Here is a 21,070-nt window from a genome sequence, read left to right as displayed (position 1 = left end):
CCGCCAATAAAGCCAACCAAGTGGTCAGCGCTGCCCTAGTCAATGACTATTCGCCTTAGTACCTTTCTGTTGAGGGTTTGTATGACCAGCATATAGACCCCTCCCGGAAGATGAGAAACCTCTACTGTGTCCTTTGATATCTCCTGATGTACCATGCGACCATCCAAAGCCATGATGGTAATATTTACTTCCTGATCCAGTCCCTTGATGAACAGACGCTCTGATACCGGATTTGGATAGACCTCCACCTGCACATCATTGAGAGCAGACAATGGCCGGCTGATTGTGAATACTCCCTCAGCGTTTCCTTTATAATTGGCTTCATCAATCACCACTTTGAAATCATAGGCTCCAGCCTCCGAAGGCTCACTACCTGCGGCAAACTCGATGATGTAATTCAGACCCTCCGGGGTAGTGGTGACCACAGGACTCTGCGGACTGCCAGTATAGCCTACCTCCAGCTCACTCAGTGTAATCAAGGCTTCTGCTTTGCCGACGGTCAATACGGCATGTTCATAGGATATCTCATAGTCTGATGAAGCTGCGCCATCCACCTTGATGGTATATGCTCCAGCATCAGAAGAGCTCGTCGCAATAGTGGTCAACACCGGGCTGATTTCCAGGTCGGATTCATCATCGCCATGCACAAATCCGGTGATGGTATAGGTGAGTGGAGGGATAGGATCTCCGTAGGTGATGGATTGGTTATGAGCACTGATTTGAAGGTTTGCCTTACCAATCGTCAGATTTCCAGCCTCATACTCAAATGTATAATTACCAGAAAGCGCTCCGGAACCGGTAATTTCATAAATCCCAGCTCCGCTGGTTTCCTCTGCGGTAGTGGCCATCACCGGAAGGGCATCTAGCACCGTAGCATCTTCGCCGTGTACAAACCCCGAAATGGTATAGGTCAGAGAGGGAATGGCTTCTCCATAAATAAGAGATTGATCGTCGGCACTGATTTGAAGGTTTGCTTTACTGATGGTCAGACTTCCAGCCTCATACTCAAATGTATAATTCCCCGAAAGCGCTCCGGAACCGGTAATTTCATAAGTCCCTGCTCCGCTAGTCTCCTCTACGGTGGTGGCCATCACCGGAAGTACATCAAGCACCGTAGCATCTTCGCTGTGCACAAACCCCGAAATGGTATAGGTCAGCTCAGGAATGGCTTCTCCATAGATAAGAGATTGATCATCGGCACTGATGGTGAGCTGTGCTGGATTCACTTCAAGTATTCCGGCTTCATACACAAACACATAGTTCGCGGCAGCACCATTGGCCACTGTGATGAGGTATTCTCCAACCGGGCTCATCGTCGTAGCCTCCGTTGTGATTTCCGGCACGGAAGCCAATGCAGTCACATCCTCGTTATACACAAACCCGGCAATTTCATAACTCAACTCCGGCAAACTCTCTCCATATGTCATGGTTTCGTTATCCGCGGTAACGGTCAGTGTCGCCTGTGTAATGTCAAAGGTGCGTGACACTGTACTGGCGGCATGGTAAATATCATCCGCGTCTACAGTGGCCTCGATGACCACAGATCCTGCTCCGGTTATCGTCAACAGGTTTCCATTCTTAACCACCGGACCACTGACCAGGGTAAACTCCACGTCATTGCCTGACGTACTGGTAGAAGAAAGAACAATAGGTTCCGCTCCATAGACTACATCGGGTAAGGCCGCGAAGGAAATGACCTGATCCAGTTTTTCAATAGTCAAAGTACCGCTGACAAATTCAAATGCATAGTTGGTAGCCTCAGCGCCTGATACCAGTATGTCATAATCACCCACTGGCGAAGTACTGGTGGCCACGGTATTAATAATCACCTGGCTGGTGAAAACACTTTCATCCTGATTGTTGGCAAACCCCGTGATTTCGTAGGTGAGCTCAGGAAGATCTCCGCCATAGAGGACAGACTGATCATCAGCAGTCACTGTCAAAAGCGCTTTCTGAATGGTCAGTACAGCCTGCTCATAAGTGAAATTGTAATTATCTGATGCCGCTCCGCTCACATTGATGGTATAGGTGCCAACTGCCGAAGCAGAACTGGCTCCTGTGGTCAAAATGGGTAGTGTAGTCAAGTCTGTTTCATCTTCACCAGTAATGAATCCGGCGATCTCATAGGCAAGGTTACCCACTGTTTCACCATACTTCATTTCATGATCCAAAGCAGAGATTATGAGGTCTGCTTTACCAATGGTGAGCACAGCCTCTTCCAATAGGAACGTATAATTGTCGGCTGTGCCTTCAGACAGCTCTATAGCATAATTACCGGCACCGGATTCGGCGGTAGCGGGGGTACTGATCCCAGGGGTGTCGCTGAGTGCTGTCTCATCCTCTCCATTGACAAACCCCGAAATGGTATAGGTCAGAGAGGGAATGGCTTCTCCATAGGTGATTTCAGCGTCTGCTGCAATCACCGTGAGCACGGCAGGGCTTATTTCAAAACTCCTCTGAACAGAAACTGCTGCTGCATATTCACTGTCGCCGGCTTGATCGGCCTGAAGGGTAACCAAACCTGTTCCAAGGATGCTTATTTCATTTTCCGAGAGAGAAATCAGGTCTTCACCCGTAACAAAGCTCAGATCCACAGGAAGTCCGGAGGAAGCAAACACGGAGATATCAAAAGCTTCATCGCCGTAGATTTTGTCAGGTATGCTTTCAAAGGTGATAGACTGGAGAGATTTCACGGTGACCGAAACGGTATAAGATTTGGTGAAAAATCCGCTTTCAGAGGTGACCGTATAAACCACAGGATCAGTGAAGTTTTGCGAACCAAGAGGTGAAACGGTAGCTCCTTGTGGCACTTCGATGGTGGGCTCCAGGCTGGTGACATCCGTGCCATCTTCCACAGAAATCATGATCGTTTCACTCTCACCATCAATCACCTCATCTCCCTCCTGAAAAGGCAGGTCAAAGGATAAAATCTCAGCCTCAAAATTCTCACAGGCTACAGCAGTGAAAGTTAGCTGTTCATCGTAAAAATAATTCGCCTCGGCATAGGCCACGTCATCCACCAATGCACAATACAGATCAGGGTTATCCACCAGAGACACCTCATAGACGCTCCCCAGGGTTGCCTTTTTGAGGGGATTTTCATCCAGACGCACAACTGCATCAACACCTACAATCCCTGATAGATCGATTGAATCCAAGTCATTTAAGGAGAGGTCCAAATTAAAATCAGAACCACTCACTCCCGTGAGATTCACAGAGTTTAGCTTGTTACCCCTCAGATAAACGTCTAGGTTCGAATTGGTCATCTCACTGAGATCGATGGATTCCAGCAGGTGAAATTCCAACGTGACATCTGATAATTCCCCTCCTTTGGGAAGTAACACTTGTGTGAGCGATCCATAATCTTCAGGAGTGGGATCTCCTCCCTCCAAACCGTTGGCTGATGCATAGAGTAAATACAGTAGCTCATTTTGTGACACATCCAGGGAGGTCAGTTTCTTGGCTCCCTCCAGCCTAAGGTCTTCGAGCAGGGACAGGTGGGAAACTTCCAGCGTAGTGATCTCTGCACCTGAAAGATCAACCTCTACCAACAGTTCATTCGCAGACAAATCAATACTCGCCAGGGGATTGCCATACAGATACAGGTAAGCCAGGTTGGTATTGGCACTAAGATCAATTCCTGTCAAGCTATTGTCACTGAGGTTCAGGTTTTCCAGGTTTACACTGGATGAAAGATCGATAGAAACGATCCCGCAATTTCTCAGATACAGTCTGTTCAACTCGGGATAAGTGGTCAAATCCACCCCACCCAACTCAATATTACTTAGGGAAAGCACCTCCAGATTTACATTCTGACTGAAGTCAACAGACTGAACATTATGCGACCCATAGATATTAATCTCTGTGAGGGCCTGGTGCGGAGAGAAATCAAAGTTTTCTATCAGGCTACCGGAGTAGCGGATTCCGGAGATGTTGGTAAAGGCCTCCAGCCCGGTGATGTCCTCGGTATTGGAATGAATTGTCACTAAACCAGTGTATGCATCCGCTTCAGCATAAGTAATATCTCCACTGCTGTTCACATCTGCGGCATAAAGGCTAGTATGCATATAATAGTCTGGGATGTAAACCACGTCATTGGGATCACAATACCTGGCAAACCCAACTCCCTCATCCACATTGGTCCAGTTGGCTTCCGCATATGCCGGATCATCCACTTTGATACAGGTGAGGTCGGGATTGCCGGTGGCGTTGAATACTGTGAAATTCTCATTATTTTGGTTAGCCACATCCAATGCAGTCAGACTGTTATTCGCTGCGCTGACCGAGATTAAGGCCCTATTTCTGCGCACATCGATGGCTGTCAAAAGATTATTATCCGCCACCAGCCCAATGGCATTGATGAAATACTGAATCCCTTCCAGGCTGGCAATTTCTTCTCCACTCACATCTATTGTCCCCTCAAAAGCTTCGGCCTCACTCATTCTGACTTCTCCATCTCCATTGTCCTCTATCATGGACAAAAGAGCACTCTTGAAATTGGCATCCGGAATGACCACCAGAGGATCATCACAATTAGTGTCAAAGAAGACTTCTTCGTCTACCATGTCAGAGAAGTTGTCATAGAAATGGTCCACATCATCCACATTGATACAGGTGAGGTTATGGTCTATATATCCGATGTTGCGGGCTTCGAAGACAGTGATTTTATCATTGTGCCCATTCCTGATATCCAGAAAGGTCATACGCGCATTATCCAGGTCGATATGTGTAAGGTTGGGGTTCATACTCAGGTCTAGTGAAGAGAGGTATCCACTGGCAGCATAGATCTTGATCAGATTGTGGTTGGCGGTGAGGTCCACAGTAAATAATGGATAAGTGGAGTTGATATCCAGCTCTGTGATATTCTGAAATGCCTCAATGCCGCCAATGCTGCTATGGCTATAGCCATCAGTGAGCTTTCCGGTCACCGCCTCAGCTTCACTCAGCTGTATCTCATCGTCATCATTGAGATCGTATCCTTTGAAGATTGCATGATTCTTAAAAGTTTCATCCTCAAAATTCACTGCACAATCGGTACTGAAGCCCACCCCTTCCGGGATGCCCACCCAGTTATTTTCTGCATAGGTGGGATCATCCACATTGATACACAGCAGGTCAGGGTTTCCTGCCAGACTCAGTGTAGTGAAATTTTCATTGTTGCCATTGTTTAGCTTAAGGATAGTTAATCCCACATTTTGCGCACTGAGCGACTCAAGGGAGCTGTTTCCCGAAAGGTCGAGCCTCAGAAAATCGTTATCATCCAGTATCAACGCATCAATGCTACTAAATGCCTCCAGTCCGGCAGCATTACGGATCCCCAGGCTTGACAAATCCAAGGCCCCTGTGAATACCGCAGCTTCACTGGTTTCAATGAGCTGATTCGCATTGAGGTCAATAGCTGGCTCATAGGCTAGTAATGCCTCCAGTAACTTTGGATCTACTACATCAATGGAAGGGTCATCGCAGTTATGGTCATAGCCAACTCCAGCGGGAACATTGGTGTAAGCAGCCCCAAAATCAACATCATACACCGATATACAGGTCAAATCGTCATTCCCCGTGGCATTCAGATAATTGACATTTTTCCCCACGTTGATATTCAAAGAGGTAAGTTCATTATTCCTGCAGTCCAGATAATTCAGAGCATTCCCATTGCTAAAATCGAGCGAACTCAACGAATTATTTGGCAACTGCACAGTCTGAAGGGCCGGAGAATTACTCAAATCGAGGGCAGTTAATAAATTATCACCCAAATTAAGTTGGCTCAACAGTGGCAGTCCGCTGGGATCGAAGGTAGTCAGTTGATTGTTGAAGGCACTTAGGCTAAATATGTCAGGATTGGCAGACAGATCCAGTTCTGTGAGCAGATTATTATTACAGTTGAGACTCCTCAAATTGGGCAACATGCTCACGTCCAATGAAGTGAGCTCACCGCCATCACATCCCAACGTAATCAATGAGGTATGAGGCGCAAAATCGAAATTTCCTGTCAGTGGGTTTCTTCCATAATCCAATACCAACAATGTGGCTTCTGCAGAGAGCGAGAGAGTGGTCAACTCATTTCCCTGACAGTACAAAGTGGACAAATTATCGTTTTGGCTTAAGTCGAGCCCCGTCAGGTCGTTGTTGTAGACATAAAGTGTGGTCAACTGAGAATTATTGCTCAGGTCCAGGGTTGTGAGGGCATTGTTTGAGAGGTACAAAGACTTCAAATAGGCATTTTGGGAGACATCCAAATCCGTCAATCCACAGTACTCTGCCGAAAATTGGGAAATAAAAGGATTGAGACTAAGATCAAGTTCGGAAATCGTATTGCCATTGATACTTAATGTGGAGATCTTTCCGAACCCTTCCAGACCAGCCAGATTGGTAATGCTCTTATAAGATAGCTCCAATGCCCCACTGAATGATGTAGCCTCGCTTACCTGAATCTCATCGTCATCATTGGTGTCTATGACGGGATTATGGGCCAACAGCGCATTTTTAAAATTCGTATTGGGGATATTGAGCACACAGTTCACATCAAACCCCGCGCCGGCAGGTATATCAGTCCAGTTGGAAGTAGAGTAATCCGCATCATCCACTGTGATGCACGTGAGGTTGTCATTGCCTGTCGCATCAAAACTCACAAAGTTGGTGTTGTTGCCGTTGGCCACCGAAAGGATCAGCAAATCATTGTTTGCTACGTTTACAGTTGTCAGGGCGGCATTCTCACTCAAAGTCAACACCTTGATTGCATTACCAGACAGATTGAGGGAAGTGGCATTCTCAAAAGCTTCTATGCCGAGTGCTGTAGTGATGCTCAGCCCGCTGAGGTCCAGTGCCCCGGTGTAGGCCAGAGCCTCGCTTTGGCGAATCTCTCCATCGTCGTTGGTGTCAATATCGGGAGTGTAAGTCAGCAATGCTTCCTTGAGATTGGCGTCAGGAATCCCTACTATTGGGTCGGCACAGTTGTCATCAAAACTCACCCCGGCATCCACATAAAGGGTAACTCCATTCATTGCCGGGTCATCTACCTGGATACAGGTAAGTGCTGGATTGTTGAGTCCATAGAGGTAAATAATTGACCCGGTGCCATTTTTGGCATTCAGGCTGGTGAGGTTATTATTCTGACAGAACAGGTATTGCAGGTTGGTCAGACCACTGACATCCAGAGTGGTCAACTCACTGTCATTGCAATACAGATGTGTCAGCTCTGAAAAAGACGTGAAATCAAAAGATGAACTCAGAGGATTGCCTCCATAGCCCAGGACTTTGAGTGACCCTGTGAGATGACTCAAGTCGATACTGCTGATATTGTTGCTTCCAAAATGTACATATTTCAGCGCTACATTCTGACTCACATCAATGGTACTCAACTGATTATTGAAAGTATTAAGAGTATCCAGCAAGAGATTTTGAGTAACATCCAGTGTCGTAAGCTGATTATTATAACAAAACAAGCGTGTCAAGGCTGTATTAGCGGTCACATCCAGGGCTGTAAGCTGATTAGCTCCACAATTGAGTTTGGTGAGGTTTACAAAGGCTTCAATGCCCGTGAGATCAGCAATGCTTTTATTGAAAACGCTGAGCTCTCCGGTAAAAGCCTCGGCTTCACTCACCTGAATCTGATTGTCTCCATTGGTATCAATCGTCGGGTTATGAGCAAGAATGGCCGCCTTAAAATTGGCGTCAGGAATCGTCACATTCTGCGCATGAGTAGCCACGGCAGATGTCAGAATTAGAATGGTTAGGAACTTTTTCATAGGGCAAATAAATTTTCGGTTTGTGACAGTGAAAGTGGTCACAGAATCCAAAAAATTACCTAACCCCATGGGGTAGTTTTGCACCTACCCGGCCGGGTAGTTTTTGCAACTAATTAATTATCAACTACTTAGATGAAGACTTCATAGCCATCTTCAGGGCTTCCTTGCGGTTAGCTACCCCGAGTTTGGAGTAAATATTCTTTAGGTGAAACTTCACGGTATTGACGGAAACAAACACTTTTTCCGCAATTTCTGTATTGGTAAGATCGGAAAGCGCAAACTTCAACACCTCAAGCTCTCTCTCCGAGAGCGGATCCTGAATAGAGTCATTGAGTTGCTGGATTTCAATTCCAAGATCCTCCGCACTTCCATCCACAAGGCTCCTGATCTGAAGTCGAAGTTCATTGACTTGAGCCGTGAGCAAGCTTTTCTGAAGCCTATTACTTCTTCGAATTGAAAGAATCACAATCAACCCCACCACCAGCAATAAAAAAATCACGGTAAGCAAAAGCACAATGTTTTGCTTGCGCTCGGCCAGTTGAAGCTCAGCCACCAGAGCCTTGGCTTCCAGCAAGGCTATTTGTTGCTCTTTTTGATTGGTTTGATATTCTCTGTCCAACACCAAAATTGCCCTCTGTTTATCTCGCTTAGACAAAGTATCTCTGATGGCCTGATACCTTTTGTAGTAAGTCAACGCATCTTTCTGATTACCATAGCGCTCCTGTTCGCTGGCCATTTCGCGATAGACCAGTGCCTGGTCTTCGAGTAGGCCGTTTTCTTCCGCAATAAGTGCAGCCTGTATCAATAAATAGTCTGCCCGGTCCTTATTGGACAGGCCATTATGAGCCTGGGCCAGCGCCAAAGCAGATGCCACCTGATACTGACCCTGCCCCACTTCTTTGAAGTAATTGTAGCATAAATTTCCTACACGGGTAGCGGCCGGAAATTCCCCCTTTGCATTGAAAATTTTGGTTTTGGTAATCCACTGTTTGGCCAGACTCAGGCTGTCATTGAGGTCTATGGCCGCTTCTTCTGCCATTCGGCTATAAAAAGTGGCGCTATCCAATTCTCCCATTTTTAAATAGGCCTCACTTAATTTTCCTAAACGAAGTACATGGGTATTGTGATTGCCCGCTTTGGTGCTCTTTACCTTCAGGGCTCTTTTGTAATAGTCAACTGCCTGAGGATACTCCATGATAGAACACTTCAAATCACCAAGATTAACCAGGTCATAAGCCAGGGCGGTGCTGTCATTTAGGGCAAAATCAATCGCATAGCCTTCGTTGTAATAGGCGGCTGATTCCTGATACATACCCAAATGACTATACAAAGTGCCCAAATGAGCCAATTGATTGGATATCTCCAATGAGTCATCGGCCGCCCGACATATAGATAGGGCCATCTTGTAGTAGGGTATGGCATCCAGATACTTGCCGAGATACTTGTAAGTAAATCCTGTGTGACTGTAGCTCTCTATCAGGTAAACCGTATCCAGCGGATACTCATCCAGCACCGACACTGTCAGCAGGTAATTCTCAAGGGATTCCTCCACCTGGTTGAGAAAATAAAGGGCATCGGCTTTGATCTGATAAATTCTGGACAGATTCTCTGGCTCTCCTTTCAAAATAGAATCCGCCTTTTCAACCACGAGTTGATACTTCTCCTGATTGTATAAACTGAGCAGATACGACTCGCTGGATTGCCCCATACATCCGCTATAGGAAAACCATAGGATGAAGAAGCCGTAGCGGGCGATCGCCGGAAATGAATTAGACATACTTTAGGCAGCTGGGTAGAATAATCTTAATCTAATATAAAACTAGACAAAAACAGGAAAACAGCCTCTACTCTGCCCCAAACAAAAACACCGCCTTACAGCGGTGTTTCGTCAAATATTCATTGGTGACAGCTCAGTATTTCTGCACGCTTGGGTCTATCTCATCTGACCAGGCAAGGATTCCTCCCGCCAGGTTATACAGGTTGTCAAACCCATGCTGCTGCTCCAGGTACTGGATGGCATTGGCACTTCGCTTACCACTGCGGCAGTGTACCACCACTTTTTTCTCTTTTGAAAACTTATCTGCGTTGTCTGGCACAGTAGACAATGGGATCAATTCCCCACCGATTTCGGCCACCTCAAATTCATTGGGCTCCCGCACATCGATGAGTTGAAAATCTTCACCACTATCCATCATTTGTTTCAGTTCTTTTACGCTTATCTCTTTCACTACTTTAGATTTAAGGTTTATTTACATATTTGCATTCCAAAAAAATCACCCCGCTTTTTTATAACGAGCCCTAAAGATAAATCCGATGAGCGACAAAAAGTTCGAAACCGCGGCAATAAGACATCAAATAGAGCGATCTTCTCAAAAAGAGCACTCTTCTCCTATCTACATGACCTCCAGCTTCAAGTTTGACGATGCGGAGGACGCCCGATCGCTATTTGCTGAAGAAAAGCAAGGAAATATTTATTCTCGCTATTCCAACCCAAACACGGACGAGTTTATCCAGAAGCTATGCCTGCTGGAAGGAGCCGAAACGGGTATGGCGATGGCTTCCGGTATGGCCGCTATGTTTACCAGTCTGGCGGCCTTCCTCAGCAGTGGCGACCATGTGGTAGCATCACGTTCACTTTTTGGGTCCACACATCAGATTCTCACCAAACTCTTACCCAAATGGGGCATCTCCAGCACTTATGTGGATATTCTGGATGATGCTGGCTGGGAAAAGGCCATTCAGCCCAACACCAAAATGATCTTCCTCGAGACTCCAAGTAATCCTGCTTTGGATCTGGTAGACCTGGAGAAAATCTGTGCGCTTGGCAAGTCCAAAGGCATTCTGGTAAATGTGGACAATTGCTTTGCCACGCCCTACCTGCAAAACCCTATCAAATGGGGCGCAGACATTGTTACTCATTCGGCCACCAAGTTCATCGATGGACAGGGCCGGGTAATTGGTGGGGCCATTGTTACTACTGAGGAGCTCTTTCCTGAAATCAAATTTATGGCGCGGCACACCGGCCCATCCATGTCACCCTTCAACGGTTGGCTGCTGTCCAAAAGTCTGGAAACCCTGGCCGTGCGCATGGACAAGCACTGTGACAATGCCCTAAAACTGGCTCAACTCCTGGAAGGGCATTCGGCACTCAAGCAGGTTCGGTATCCGTTTTTACCATCATTCCCACAGTACGAGCTGGCCAAAAAGCAAATGCGACTTGGTGGTGGTATAGTGACTTTTGAGCTTAAAGGGGGAATTGATCAGGGCAGAAAGTTTCTCGATGCATTGGAAATGATCTCACTGTCTGCCAACCTGGGTGACACGCGTACCATTGCTACGCATCCTGCCTCTACCACCCATAGCAAACTTTCCGAAGAGGAGAGATTGGCCGTGGGCATTACCCCCGGTCTTGTGAGAGTATCCGTAGGCCTGGAGCATATGGACGACATCATTGCTGATGTAGAGCAGGCATTGGACCGATCCAAATAGGCAGTCACCGTCTCTACAGCAACATGCTGGTCATCTCCGGGAAAATCACCAGCAAGATCAAAAAAGCAATCTGAATCAGCACGAAAGGGATGATTCCCTGATAAAGGTGGCTGGTTTTCACCTCTGGTGGGGCCACGCCTTTCAGGTAAAAAAGCGCAAAACCAAACGGAGGGGTAAGAAAAGAAGTCTGCAGATTGACGGCCAGTAAGATCCCAATCCAGATCAGGTCTATACCCATGGCCACAAAAAGAGGTGCTACCACAGGCACTATGATGAAAACAATTTCGATGAAGTCTATAAAAAAACCGGCCACAAACACCAGTACCATCACCAAAAAGAGAAAAGCATAAGGACTCATATCTGCCCGCTCTATCAATCCCAGAAATAATTTATCGCCCTCCAGGCCCCTGAATACAAGGGAAAACGCTGTAGCGCCCACCAGGATCATAAAGACCATAGAGGTAAGCAGTGTGGTTTCTCTCATCACCTCTTTCAGCACAGGCATAGTGAGCTTGCGCTGTGACAGTGTGAGTAATATGGCCCCAAAGGCTCCCACTCCGGCGGCTTCTGTAGGAGAAGCAATTCCTGCAAAAATGGACCCCAATACCGCCAGAATCAGGAGAAAAGGAAAAACAAAAGACTTCACTAATTCTCCGGAAAAGCCCCTTTCCCGAAAGGCAGACACTTCAGCTTTGGGCATGGCTGGCGCCCTACCGGGAAATACCTGCGCATAGATAACAATGTAAAGTACGTAACAGACTACCAGACCAACCCCGGGAATCACGGCGGCCAAAAACAAGTCACCCACCGGCACATTGAGGACGCTACCCAGCAGCACTAATACTACCGAAGGGGGAATAATCTGCCCCAGGGTACCGGAAGAAGCAATCACTCCGGTGCTCAACCTCGGGCCATATCCACGCTTCAGCATAGTGGGCAAGGAAATCAACCCCATGGTGACCACCGTGGCACCAACGATACCGGTGGAGGCAGCCAGCATAGCCCCCACAATGACCACAGAGATGGCTAAGCCACCTCTGAACCTGCCAAAAAGTAGCGCCATGGTTTCCAGAAGGCGCTCGGCGATCCCGGATTTCTCCAGCATGATCCCCATAAAAACAAACAAGGGTACCGCCAGCAAGACGAAGTTTTGCATGGTACCATATACCCTGAGTGCCAGGAGATAAAAGAAGTCTACGTCAAAGACCACAATGCCCACCAACACCGAGAGGCCTCCAAGGGTAAATGCTACCGGAAAGCCAAACAGGATCAGGACGAAAATGGTGGCAAACAAAATAATCGGGAGATACTCAATCATGACTCAAGATGGTCTTCAGCGATTTCAAAATAATGGAAACACCCTGCAAGCCCAGGAGTAAAAAGCCAACCGGGATCGTCGACTTTATGATAAATCTGGCTGGCAAGCCGCCAGGATCAGGGCTGGTCTCGCCCATGAGGTAGGCATTTTTAGCAAACTGATAGCCCTCGCCAATGCCTATCACACAGAGGGGGATCAACAAAAACAAACACCCGATGAAATTCACCACGGCCTTTTGTCGATCCGAAAATCGTTGATAAAAGACATCTACCCGCACATGCTTGTCCTGATGGAGTGTCCACCCGGCAGAGAGTAAAAACAGGGCCGCAAACAAGTGCCATTCCAGCTCGAAAGAAGCCGAAGAGGTCATGTGAAAGGTGTACCGAAGCGCCACATCTATGATGATAATTACCACCAACAGGAGACTCAGCCAGCTCACGCTCTTGCCAACATACTCATTGACCCCATCAATCCATTCTGAAATTCTGATCACATTTTTAATTTTTTTGAAGTTTCATGCTACCGCCAGCACCAATATATCCGCCATTTATCAAAAAATACATTAGATACAGGAAATGGATACCAAAAAACCACCAAAATCAATATTTCCCCAATATCATTGCGGATATGAGAAATACCTCATGCATAAAATTTGGAATTATTTCCATTTTACTGCTCCTGACCAACCTTCCTTCAACAGCCCAATATTCAATCGACGGCCTTGATCTGAACCAAAACATCTACGCCTGGCATGACAAAGCTTTGGGAGTAGACAAAACCGGTATTTTGCTTGGTGAATATCAGGAAATTCAACGTCAGTCCAGAGAAACGAGCCAGTTTTTTGACGACAGTCAGTGGATCGCCAACCGATTGAAATACCGTGGTGAGATATATGAAGGCATCTATCTGAGCTATGACATTGAATCCGACCTGCTGCTGATTCGTCACCCTACTAACTATAACTATCATTCCCAGGCGATCAAGTTGATCCAGCAGGACGTGGAGTGGTTTGAGTACTCCGGTCATACGTTTCGTTACATTCATGAACCGGTCCTTCATTTTGGCGAAGGCTTTTTCGATGAGATGTACATGGGCGAGCATCTGCAGCTTTTTGCCAAACGCATTAAAATCACTGAGACCGATCGGGTCATCAGCTACGTGACTGCAGACAAATTCATCATCCAATACCTGGGGGAATATTACAGACTCAGGTCGAAACTGACAGTGATGAAATTGCTCAAGCCTTACAAAAAAGAAATAAGACAATTCATCAAAACCAACGAGATCAAAGCAAAGCCGGAATACGAGTCGGATATGATTCAACTTATTTCCTTTTGCAACCAACTACTTAATGCACCCACCAACCAATGAAGTTTAGCACCATCCTGATTGGCACAATACTCACCATGGCTTCATGGCAGGCGTTCTCCCAAACCAAAGGGCCGGTTGTCACCGGTGATTATTCAGACACGCCATTGCAGGAAGTTTTTGAGGATGTGGAGCAGCAAAGCGGTTTGCAGTTCTTCTATCATCAGCCATGGGTAGACTCCGTGAAAGTCACAGGCGTCTTTCGCCAGACACCCATCAGCACTGCGCTTGCCACCATATTGGAGGGCTCCACACTCAGTTTTCACCAGATCGACGGGCGAATCATTATTACCAACAATGCGGTGGTCATTAATCAACCTACCATCCTTCATTCATTCAGTCAGTCGTCCGAAGTTTCTCGTGGCATCGCCAAAGGACTCGTTTTCGCCCGCGAATATCAGGATCAGACCGATGACCAGTCTGATCTGGAAAACTACGTGTTTGAGATCGGCAATCGAAATAGCATGAAAACAAATGGCTCCTCTACCATCGCAGGATATGTAAAGAGCGCAGAGAATGGTGAGCCTGTAGTGGGTGCCCTTGTGTACCTCCCCGAACCCTTCACCGCTACCTCCTCGGATGAGAGTGGTTTTTACTCCCTCACTTTGCCCAACGGTAAACACAAGATCATGATACAATACGTGGGAATGAAAACCACCCAACGCAATGTGGTGCTGTTCTCCAGCGGAAAACTCAACATAGACATGGATGTAGACGTGATTGCTCTGCAAGAGGTGACCATTGAGTCTGACAGGGACATCAATGTAAAAAGCGTGCAGATGGGCGTCAATAAAATCAATATTGAAGAAGTAAAGACCGTGCCCATCGTACTTGGGGAAAATGATATTTTGAAAATTGCCACCACCAAAGCCGGCGTGCAAACAGTGGGCGAGGGGGCCTCGGGATTTAATGTGCGCGGAGGCAAGGCTGATCAAAACCTCATCCTCATCAACGATGCGCCTGTTTACAATGCCTCACACTTCTTTGGTTTTTTCTCGGTTTTCAATTCGGATGCCATAGAAAACATGGAGCTCTACAAAAGTGGAATTCCCTCCAAATTCGGCGGTCGCCTGTCTTCAGTGTTCGACATACAGGCCAAGTCGGCCAGCAAAACAGAATTCAAAGGTCAGGGTGGCATCAGCCCCATCACCTCCAAGATGACGCTGGAGATCCCGCTGATCAAAGACAAAACAAGCCTGCTGCTGGGAGGCCGCACCACCTACTCCAATTGGGTATTATCCAAAGTAAAAAGTGCCGGATTCAATGAGAACCGCGTGTCCTTTTATGACCTCATCACCCAGGTAGATCATCAAATAGACGATAAAAATGACCTGAGACTCTCGGCCTATGTGAGTCATGACAAGTTCAGGCTTTCTTCGGATACCCTGTTTTCTTTTTCCAACTTCTCCTTTGATAACATCAATGGCTCTGCCCGCTGGACCCACAAGTTTACCAATAACCTGGAGGGTGCATTTTCGGCTATTTATTCAGATTATCACTACGACCTGCAGTATGACGAGTCGGCTCCCAATGCCTTCACCCAGAACTTTGGCATCAATGAGGCCACGGCCAAAGCAGATTTTGATTACTACATGGAGGAAAACCGCAAAATCACCTTTGGGGCATCTGTGAAAAGGTATGATGTAAATCCCGGACAAAAGATTCCTCTTGGTCAGGAGTCACTCATTCAGGGTCAGGAGGTAGCTCGTGAAAGGGGAATAGAAAGTGCGATTCATCTGGCCAGCGAAATAGAAATTAATGACTTCTCCATTTACGGGGGCATCCGGTATGTGATGTTTAATGCCGTAGGACCCCAAAAGGTATATACTTATGAGTCCGGCCTGCCCAAAAACAGCGATACCGAAATAGACTCTGCGCAATATGGCCCCGGCGAAATCATCAAGACCTATCATGGGCCAGAGTGGCGTTTCTCCGGAAGATACACCCTCAACAATGCGAGCTCTCTCAAACTGAGTCTGAGCCGCACCCGGCAATACATCCATAGCTTGTCCAACTCGGCCTCACTGTCGCCTACAGACACCTGGAGGCTTTCCAGTGAGCACATAGCGCCACAGACCGCCGATCAGGTGGCACTGGGTTACTATCGAAACATGTTTAGAAACCGAGTGGAGATCTCCATAGAAGGTTACTACAGGCTGCTTCAAAATCTGGTAGACTTCAAGACGGGCTCTACTTATTTACTCAATCAAAAAATAGAACGGGAAGTGCTGCAGGGGCCTGGAAAATCGTATGGCATTGAGTTTTCCCTTACCAAATCGGGCCGACTCAATGGCTGGCTCAACTATGCCTATGCCCGAACTTTCATCAAACTCGATGGGAACTTTCAGGAAGAGATCGTCAATGATGGAAAATTCTTTCCAACCGGATATGACAAGCCGCACACCATCAATCTGGTGGCTAATTACAAGCTCACGCGAAGGTTTAGTTTCTCACTAAACACCACCTACAACACCGGTAGGCCGGTCACATTTCCCGTGGCAGCCTTTGACTTCAAAGGGTCACAAAACATTCACTTCTCAGACAGAAATGCTTTCAGAATTCCTGACTATTTCAGAATAGACCTGGGGATCAACCTGGAAGGAAACCACAAAATTCAAAAACTATCACACTCCTTCTGGTCATTATCCATCTACAACCTTACCGGACGAGACAATCCCTTTTCGGTATTCTTTGATGTGAAAAACGGACAAATACAGGGCTCACAGCTCATTGTCTTTGGAAACCCCATCCCAACACTCTCATATAATTTTAAGTTTTGAGCCGAATGAAAAAACAATACCTCATATTGCTGTTGACCCTTGGCTCTGTGGTGGCGTGCGTAAAACCCTATGACTTTGATCCACTCTCCTATGAGAAGGTGCTGGTGATAGACGGTGCAGTGACCAACGAACCAGGTCCCTATGAAGTCAGTATTACCTATACTTTTCCATTGGAGGAGACCACTGCAGAGACAGTGGCTGACGCCCAGGTGTGGGTTATGGATGGCGCCGGACTCAGAACAGACTTCAGCCCGTCAGAGTCGGGGGTGTACACTTCACCTCCTGCATTTCGCGGGGTGGTGGGCAATCGCTACAGCCTCTTTGTGGAGATGCCCGATGGCTCCCTCTATACCTCCGATGAGCAGTTGCTCAAGGCTTCGCCTGAGATAGACAGTATATATGGAAAATATGCCCAACTGCCCAACGACGCTGACGAGCAGAATGTGGGTGGCATCCAGTTTTTCATAGACTCCCATGATGATACCGGAGAAACCAGGCATTATCGATATGAATGGGAAGAAGCTTATAAAATACAGGTACCATACCCGGCTCATTATGAGGTGGTGGTTTCGGATACCGATACGGTCATCGTGCCACTGGATACCCCAAAAGGGATTTGTTATCAGGAGTATTATTCCAACTCGCTGATTTATGGCACGTCAGTAGGCTCCCGCGAAAATCGCATGGCCGAGTTTCCGGTGCGCTTCGTCAGCGAAAAACTCCCCCATCTGCGCACCCGCTATGCGCTTCTGGTCAAGCAATACGCCATTTCGGAATCAGCCTATCTTTTCTATAAGCGGCTGAGGGAAAACAATGAATCAGGCGGCTCGCTTTTTGACAAACAAACCGGATCCATCTTCGGAAATATTCATGCTGTAGACAATGCCGAGCAGTCCGTTCTGGGGTATTTTGAGGTATCGGGAGTTTCCAGCAAACGGAGGTTTTTCTACAACCGTGACCTGGATGAGCGATTGAGGGCGGGCCATTTCCCCTATAGCTGCCTCTACACCGAGCGCATTTCCACAGTACCAGACAGTGCCTATTACTATCTTCAGATATACGACGGTAATATTTACGCCCTTTACACATTTCCCCCTTCAGTAGATATTTACTCCAGGGGCTGTACAGATTGTTCATTCTACGCCGAGGTGATCCCTCCTGACTATTGGGTAAACTAGTAATGATAAAAAAGATCCTTTCCATAACAGCCATCATGCTCATCGTCTTCACGGTCACAGGTCAACACCTCGACGTTCGTGAGGAGGTTTACTTACAAACCAACAGTGCCTTTATGCTTACCGGAGAGACACTGTACTTCTCGGCCTTTGTCCGCAGTGCCGATACCGGCCAGCCTTCCCCGCTTAGCAGTATCCTATATGTAGAACTGGTAGGATCCGACGGAAAACCTGTGTTTCAAAAGAAAATTCATTTGACCAAAGGACGGGGAAACGGTACTTTCTTCCTTTCCTCACTAGTATCTTCAGGACGCTATCAACTGCTGGCCTATACCCGGTGGATGAAAAATTTTCAGGATTATTTTCAGACACCCATTACGGTGATCAATCCCTTCGAGGAATATCCTCAACCAGCGCAAAATGAGGAATTGTCCGTTTCCTTTTACCCTGAGGGTGGCGTGATGGTCGCCGGACACGAAAATGACCTGGTGATGAAAATTGATCAAGGCAACCCAGCAGGCATCGGTGGACGGGTTGTCAGCGCATCCGGCGAAAAGATCGCCGATATCCCTGCCTCCCAAATAGGGTTGAGTCACTTTACCATCCCGGTGAAAGAGGGCGAGTCCTATCAGACCATATTAGAGGATCAGGCGGGTAATTTTCTTTTTTTTGACCTACCAAAAGTGACTTCCGATGGAGCGACCATCCAGATAAGGGACGCTGGCCATAGCTATGGCATCACGCCCATCGGGCCCTCCAGCCCAGGCATCTTAACGCTCTCCATACATGATGGCCAAAATGCCGTTTTCCAACAAACTGCAGTAATAAATGCACGCATTTCACTGCCCAAAACCAAACTCGTGGCAGGTACTTATCTGGTCACCCTGACCAGTGGTACAGGTGATCAATTGGCCTCACGGCTCCTATGGCATCCGGGTAGCTTGCGTGAGCAAAGGAGTGAGGGCATGGCGGCTTATCATACCCGATCCCCAGTGACCATTCCGCTCGAGTTTGACGATGAAGCAGATGTGTCCGTCTCCGTAAGAAGAATGGAAATGGGCCATCAACCCACCTCTGCCATCCATCAGGCCCTGTTTGGCAAAATCAACAAGTCCTGGAGTCTTTCTGTTCAGGAAACTTCTGACTGGAAAACGATGGACAATAGCCTCATGGCGAGCGAATGGAAAGGGCCGAAAACCGAAATGCCAAAAACCGTAAAATGGTTGCCTGAACTCCGTGGTGAGTTGATAGTGGGAGCACTGAATTATGAAGCGCCATCGGAAGACAAACCACCTTTCGTGGCACTGAGCATCAGTGGAGATGATTATCAGTTGCAAACCGCCCAGGTAGATGAGTACGGTCACTTTCAGCTCTTGATCAATCCAGCAGAAGGGCCCCGCAAGGCATACATCAGTGTACTGGGCTCTACCAATGAGGTTTCCTTTCAGCTGGAAGGCCAGTTTCTACAGGCTTATCCTCCTTTCGATTATTCTTTACCCTATTTGGATTCCGCACAGGTCTCCGCTTTGGTTGAGCGCAGTGTGAGAAACCAGATTGAAAATGCCTACTATGAACTGAAAAAAGACAGCATTGTCCCACAGACTTACTGGAACCCTCAGTTTGACTATGACATAAGCTATGTACTGGATGATTACAACAGGTTTCCCGAGCTCTACGAGCACTTTATAGAGTTCATTCCTGAAGTGATGGCCAGAAAAAACAAAACACGATCAAAAATCAAAGTGCTCACTAAATATGTGACACCAGGTTCATTAGATCCACTTCTGCTCATAGATGGAGTGCCCACCACGGCGGAAGAAATTCTGGACTTCAGCCCTTACAAAATTGAAAGCATTGGGATTATTAACAATAGAGTATTTGTGGGGCCACTCGTGGCAGATGGCATCGTTTCTTTTCACACTTTTGAAAGAAACCTCCACGGCTACAAGCCCGGGCCCAATAGTTTGAATATTCAATACAACGGACTCGATCCGGTTCAGCAATTCAGCTTCCCGTCTTACGAAGATGCCGACCAGCGACTGGCCAGAATCCCGGACTACAGGCAGCAGTTATTCTGGAACCCCTCACTTACTGTTGGTGAAAATGGAACAAAAGAACTTGAATTTTATACCGGTGACACTGCCGGCACTTTTGAGGTCTCTATTGATGGCTATGACAAAAATGGATCACCAATCAGTATCAGGCGATATTTCAAGGTGCAATCCACTAATCCGCCAGCTTCAAATTGAGGGAGAGATTTTCCGCATAGTCACAGTCACAATCGTCCGAACCAATGGTCATTTTCTTGCCATCCACTGCCACGATCTGACGGATACCTTTCGAGTAAGTCACTGTGGCTGAGTAATATTTACCTGCCTGCAGATCATAGTAAACGGGCGACTCTGTCACCCACTCAGAGAAAAGGGTGTCTTGTTTTTCGATTTTTCCTTCGAAGATGGTCAGTAACACTTCCGGGTTTTCCTCATTGATGGTGAATCTTACTTTCAACTCCCCGAAAAAAGGTCCTGGATCGCAGGCGCAATCATCACAATGAATGCACATTGCCACCAAAACAAATACCGGGATCAATAGCAGCTTTCTCATTAGTTTCTGGTTATGAATCCTCCAAATGAAAGAAAAACCCTATGCCTATCCACCTTGCTGGTTTTGGTATCAAAATAGGAATACCCCAACTTCAGAAATGCTGAGTCTCCCACTTTTCTGAAAAGCCCAAATCTGGGAATAGCCACCCAACCATTTGGTGGCTTCCTTTCGGTACCACCGTACACTCCCCAGGTATACACCCCATTGAACTGGGCAAAAGCGCCCAGATCCGCTACTTCGAAATGCTGAAGGTACTCAGCGCCCAGCCCAAGGAAATAGCGCTCTTCAGGATATTGATAAAACACATTATTTCCACGGTATTCCAGGGTCTTTTTTCTGAATGGCCGAGCGTCAAAAGTAGTGAAGAGGTTTAGGTTTCTGGCCTTGTTCATAAGGCCTGCCTCCAGCCCCATTGCCGCATCTTCCATGTTCAGGTCACTCCTCAATCCCAGATAAAAAGCTGGTTTCAGACCAAATACCTCATCATAGCGGTCTTCCACCACCACCTCCTGAGCAGCAGCAGTCAGGAACCAAAAGCCAATGAATGTGTTAATGATCAGGCGCACAGCGTGTGAGGTCAAATGTTAGTGA

12 protein-coding genes are annotated in these 21,070 nt (G+C 47.1%); 5 read left to right on the top strand and 7 right to left on the bottom strand.

Annotated elements, in window-relative coordinates; genetic code table 11:
- Window positions 1-35: 35 nt before the first annotated feature.
- The 3 genes from GV030_RS16260 to GV030_RS16250 all read right to left on the bottom strand — a co-directional run bounded on the left by GV030_RS16260 (window position 36) and on the right by GV030_RS16250 (window position 9,973).
- The gene (locus GV030_RS16260; RefSeq protein WP_159584251.1) at window positions 36-7,745 is read right to left on the bottom strand and encodes an MBG domain-containing protein; all 7,710 of its coding nucleotides are present in this window, start codon (window positions 7,743-7,745) and stop codon (window positions 36-38) included.
- Between the two features lie 124 nt (window positions 7,746-7,869).
- Window positions 7,870-9,522, bottom strand: coding sequence for a LuxR family transcriptional regulator (locus tag GV030_RS16255; protein WP_221413399.1), 1,653 nt, complete (start codon window positions 9,520-9,522; stop codon window positions 7,870-7,872).
- A 133-nt stretch (window positions 9,523-9,655) separates the two neighbouring features.
- Window positions 9,656-9,973: a rhodanese-like domain-containing protein gene (locus GV030_RS16250; protein WP_159584249.1), complete on the bottom strand. Its 318-nt coding sequence runs from the start codon at window positions 9,971-9,973 to the stop codon at window positions 9,656-9,658.
- 85 nt (window positions 9,974-10,058) lie between these two features.
- On the opposite strand from GV030_RS16250, the gene GV030_RS16245 reads away from it, so the two are divergent.
- Window positions 10,059-11,234 (top strand): PLP-dependent aspartate aminotransferase family protein, encoded by a 1,176-nt coding sequence (locus GV030_RS16245; protein WP_159584247.1) that lies wholly within the window; start codon window positions 10,059-10,061, stop codon window positions 11,232-11,234.
- A gap of 13 nt (window positions 11,235-11,247) precedes the next feature.
- Here GV030_RS16245 and GV030_RS16240 read toward each other — a convergent pair whose 3' ends face one another.
- Together GV030_RS16240 and GV030_RS16235 are read right to left on the bottom strand one after the other, a co-directional pair.
- Window positions 11,248-12,552, bottom strand: a complete 1,305-nt coding sequence (locus tag GV030_RS16240) for a TRAP transporter large permease subunit (protein ID WP_159584245.1) — start codon at window positions 12,550-12,552, stop codon at window positions 11,248-11,250.
- Entirely contained in the window at window positions 12,545-13,045 is a 501-nt protein-coding gene (locus GV030_RS16235; RefSeq protein ID WP_221413398.1) for a TRAP transporter small permease subunit, read from the bottom strand. Before GV030_RS16235 ends, GV030_RS16240 begins: the two co-directional genes overlap by 8 nt.
- Window positions 13,046-13,179: 134 nt before the next feature.
- Between GV030_RS16235 and GV030_RS16230 the strand changes: the two genes are divergently transcribed.
- Genes GV030_RS16230 through GV030_RS16215 form a run of 4 tightly spaced genes read left to right on the top strand, consistent with a single transcriptional unit; the run spans window position 13,180 to window position 20,124 of the window.
- A complete protein-coding gene (locus tag GV030_RS16230; RefSeq protein ID WP_159584243.1) occupies window positions 13,180-13,923 on the top strand; it encodes a hypothetical protein in 744 nt (247 codons plus the stop codon).
- A complete protein-coding gene (locus tag GV030_RS16225) occupies window positions 13,920-16,700 on the top strand; it encodes a TonB-dependent receptor (RefSeq protein WP_159584241.1) in 2,781 nt (926 codons plus the stop codon). The genes GV030_RS16230 and GV030_RS16225 overlap by 4 nt, the downstream gene beginning before the upstream one ends.
- A 5-nt stretch (window positions 16,701-16,705) precedes the next feature.
- Window positions 16,706-17,878, top strand: a complete 1,173-nt coding sequence (locus GV030_RS16220; protein WP_159584239.1) for a DUF4249 domain-containing protein — start codon at window positions 16,706-16,708, stop codon at window positions 17,876-17,878.
- 2 nt (window positions 17,879-17,880) lie between these two features.
- Window positions 17,881-20,124 carry a hypothetical protein gene (locus GV030_RS16215; protein ID WP_159584237.1) on the top strand — a complete coding sequence of 748 codons (2,244 nt, stop codon included), beginning with the start codon at window positions 17,881-17,883 and terminating at the stop codon, window positions 20,122-20,124.
- Here GV030_RS16215 and GV030_RS16210 read toward each other — a convergent pair.
- Together GV030_RS16210 and GV030_RS16205 are read right to left on the bottom strand one after the other, a co-directional pair.
- A complete protein-coding gene (locus GV030_RS16210; protein WP_159584235.1) occupies window positions 20,102-20,479 on the bottom strand; it encodes a hypothetical protein in 378 nt (125 codons plus the stop codon). The two genes, GV030_RS16215 and GV030_RS16210, sit on opposite strands and share 23 nt — an antisense overlap.
- Window positions 20,479-21,060 carry a hypothetical protein gene (locus GV030_RS16205; protein ID WP_159584233.1) on the bottom strand — a complete coding sequence of 194 codons (582 nt, stop codon included), beginning with the start codon at window positions 21,058-21,060 and terminating at the stop codon, window positions 20,479-20,481. Before GV030_RS16205 ends, GV030_RS16210 begins: the two co-directional genes overlap by 1 nt.
- Between the last annotated feature and the right edge of the window lie 10 nt (window positions 21,061-21,070).

The organism is Marinoscillum sp. 108, assembly GCF_902506655.1.
Lineage (GTDB): Bacteria > Bacteroidota > Bacteroidia > Cytophagales > Cyclobacteriaceae > Marinoscillum > Marinoscillum luteum.
This window is presented reverse-complemented; position numbering and strand designations above follow the sequence as displayed.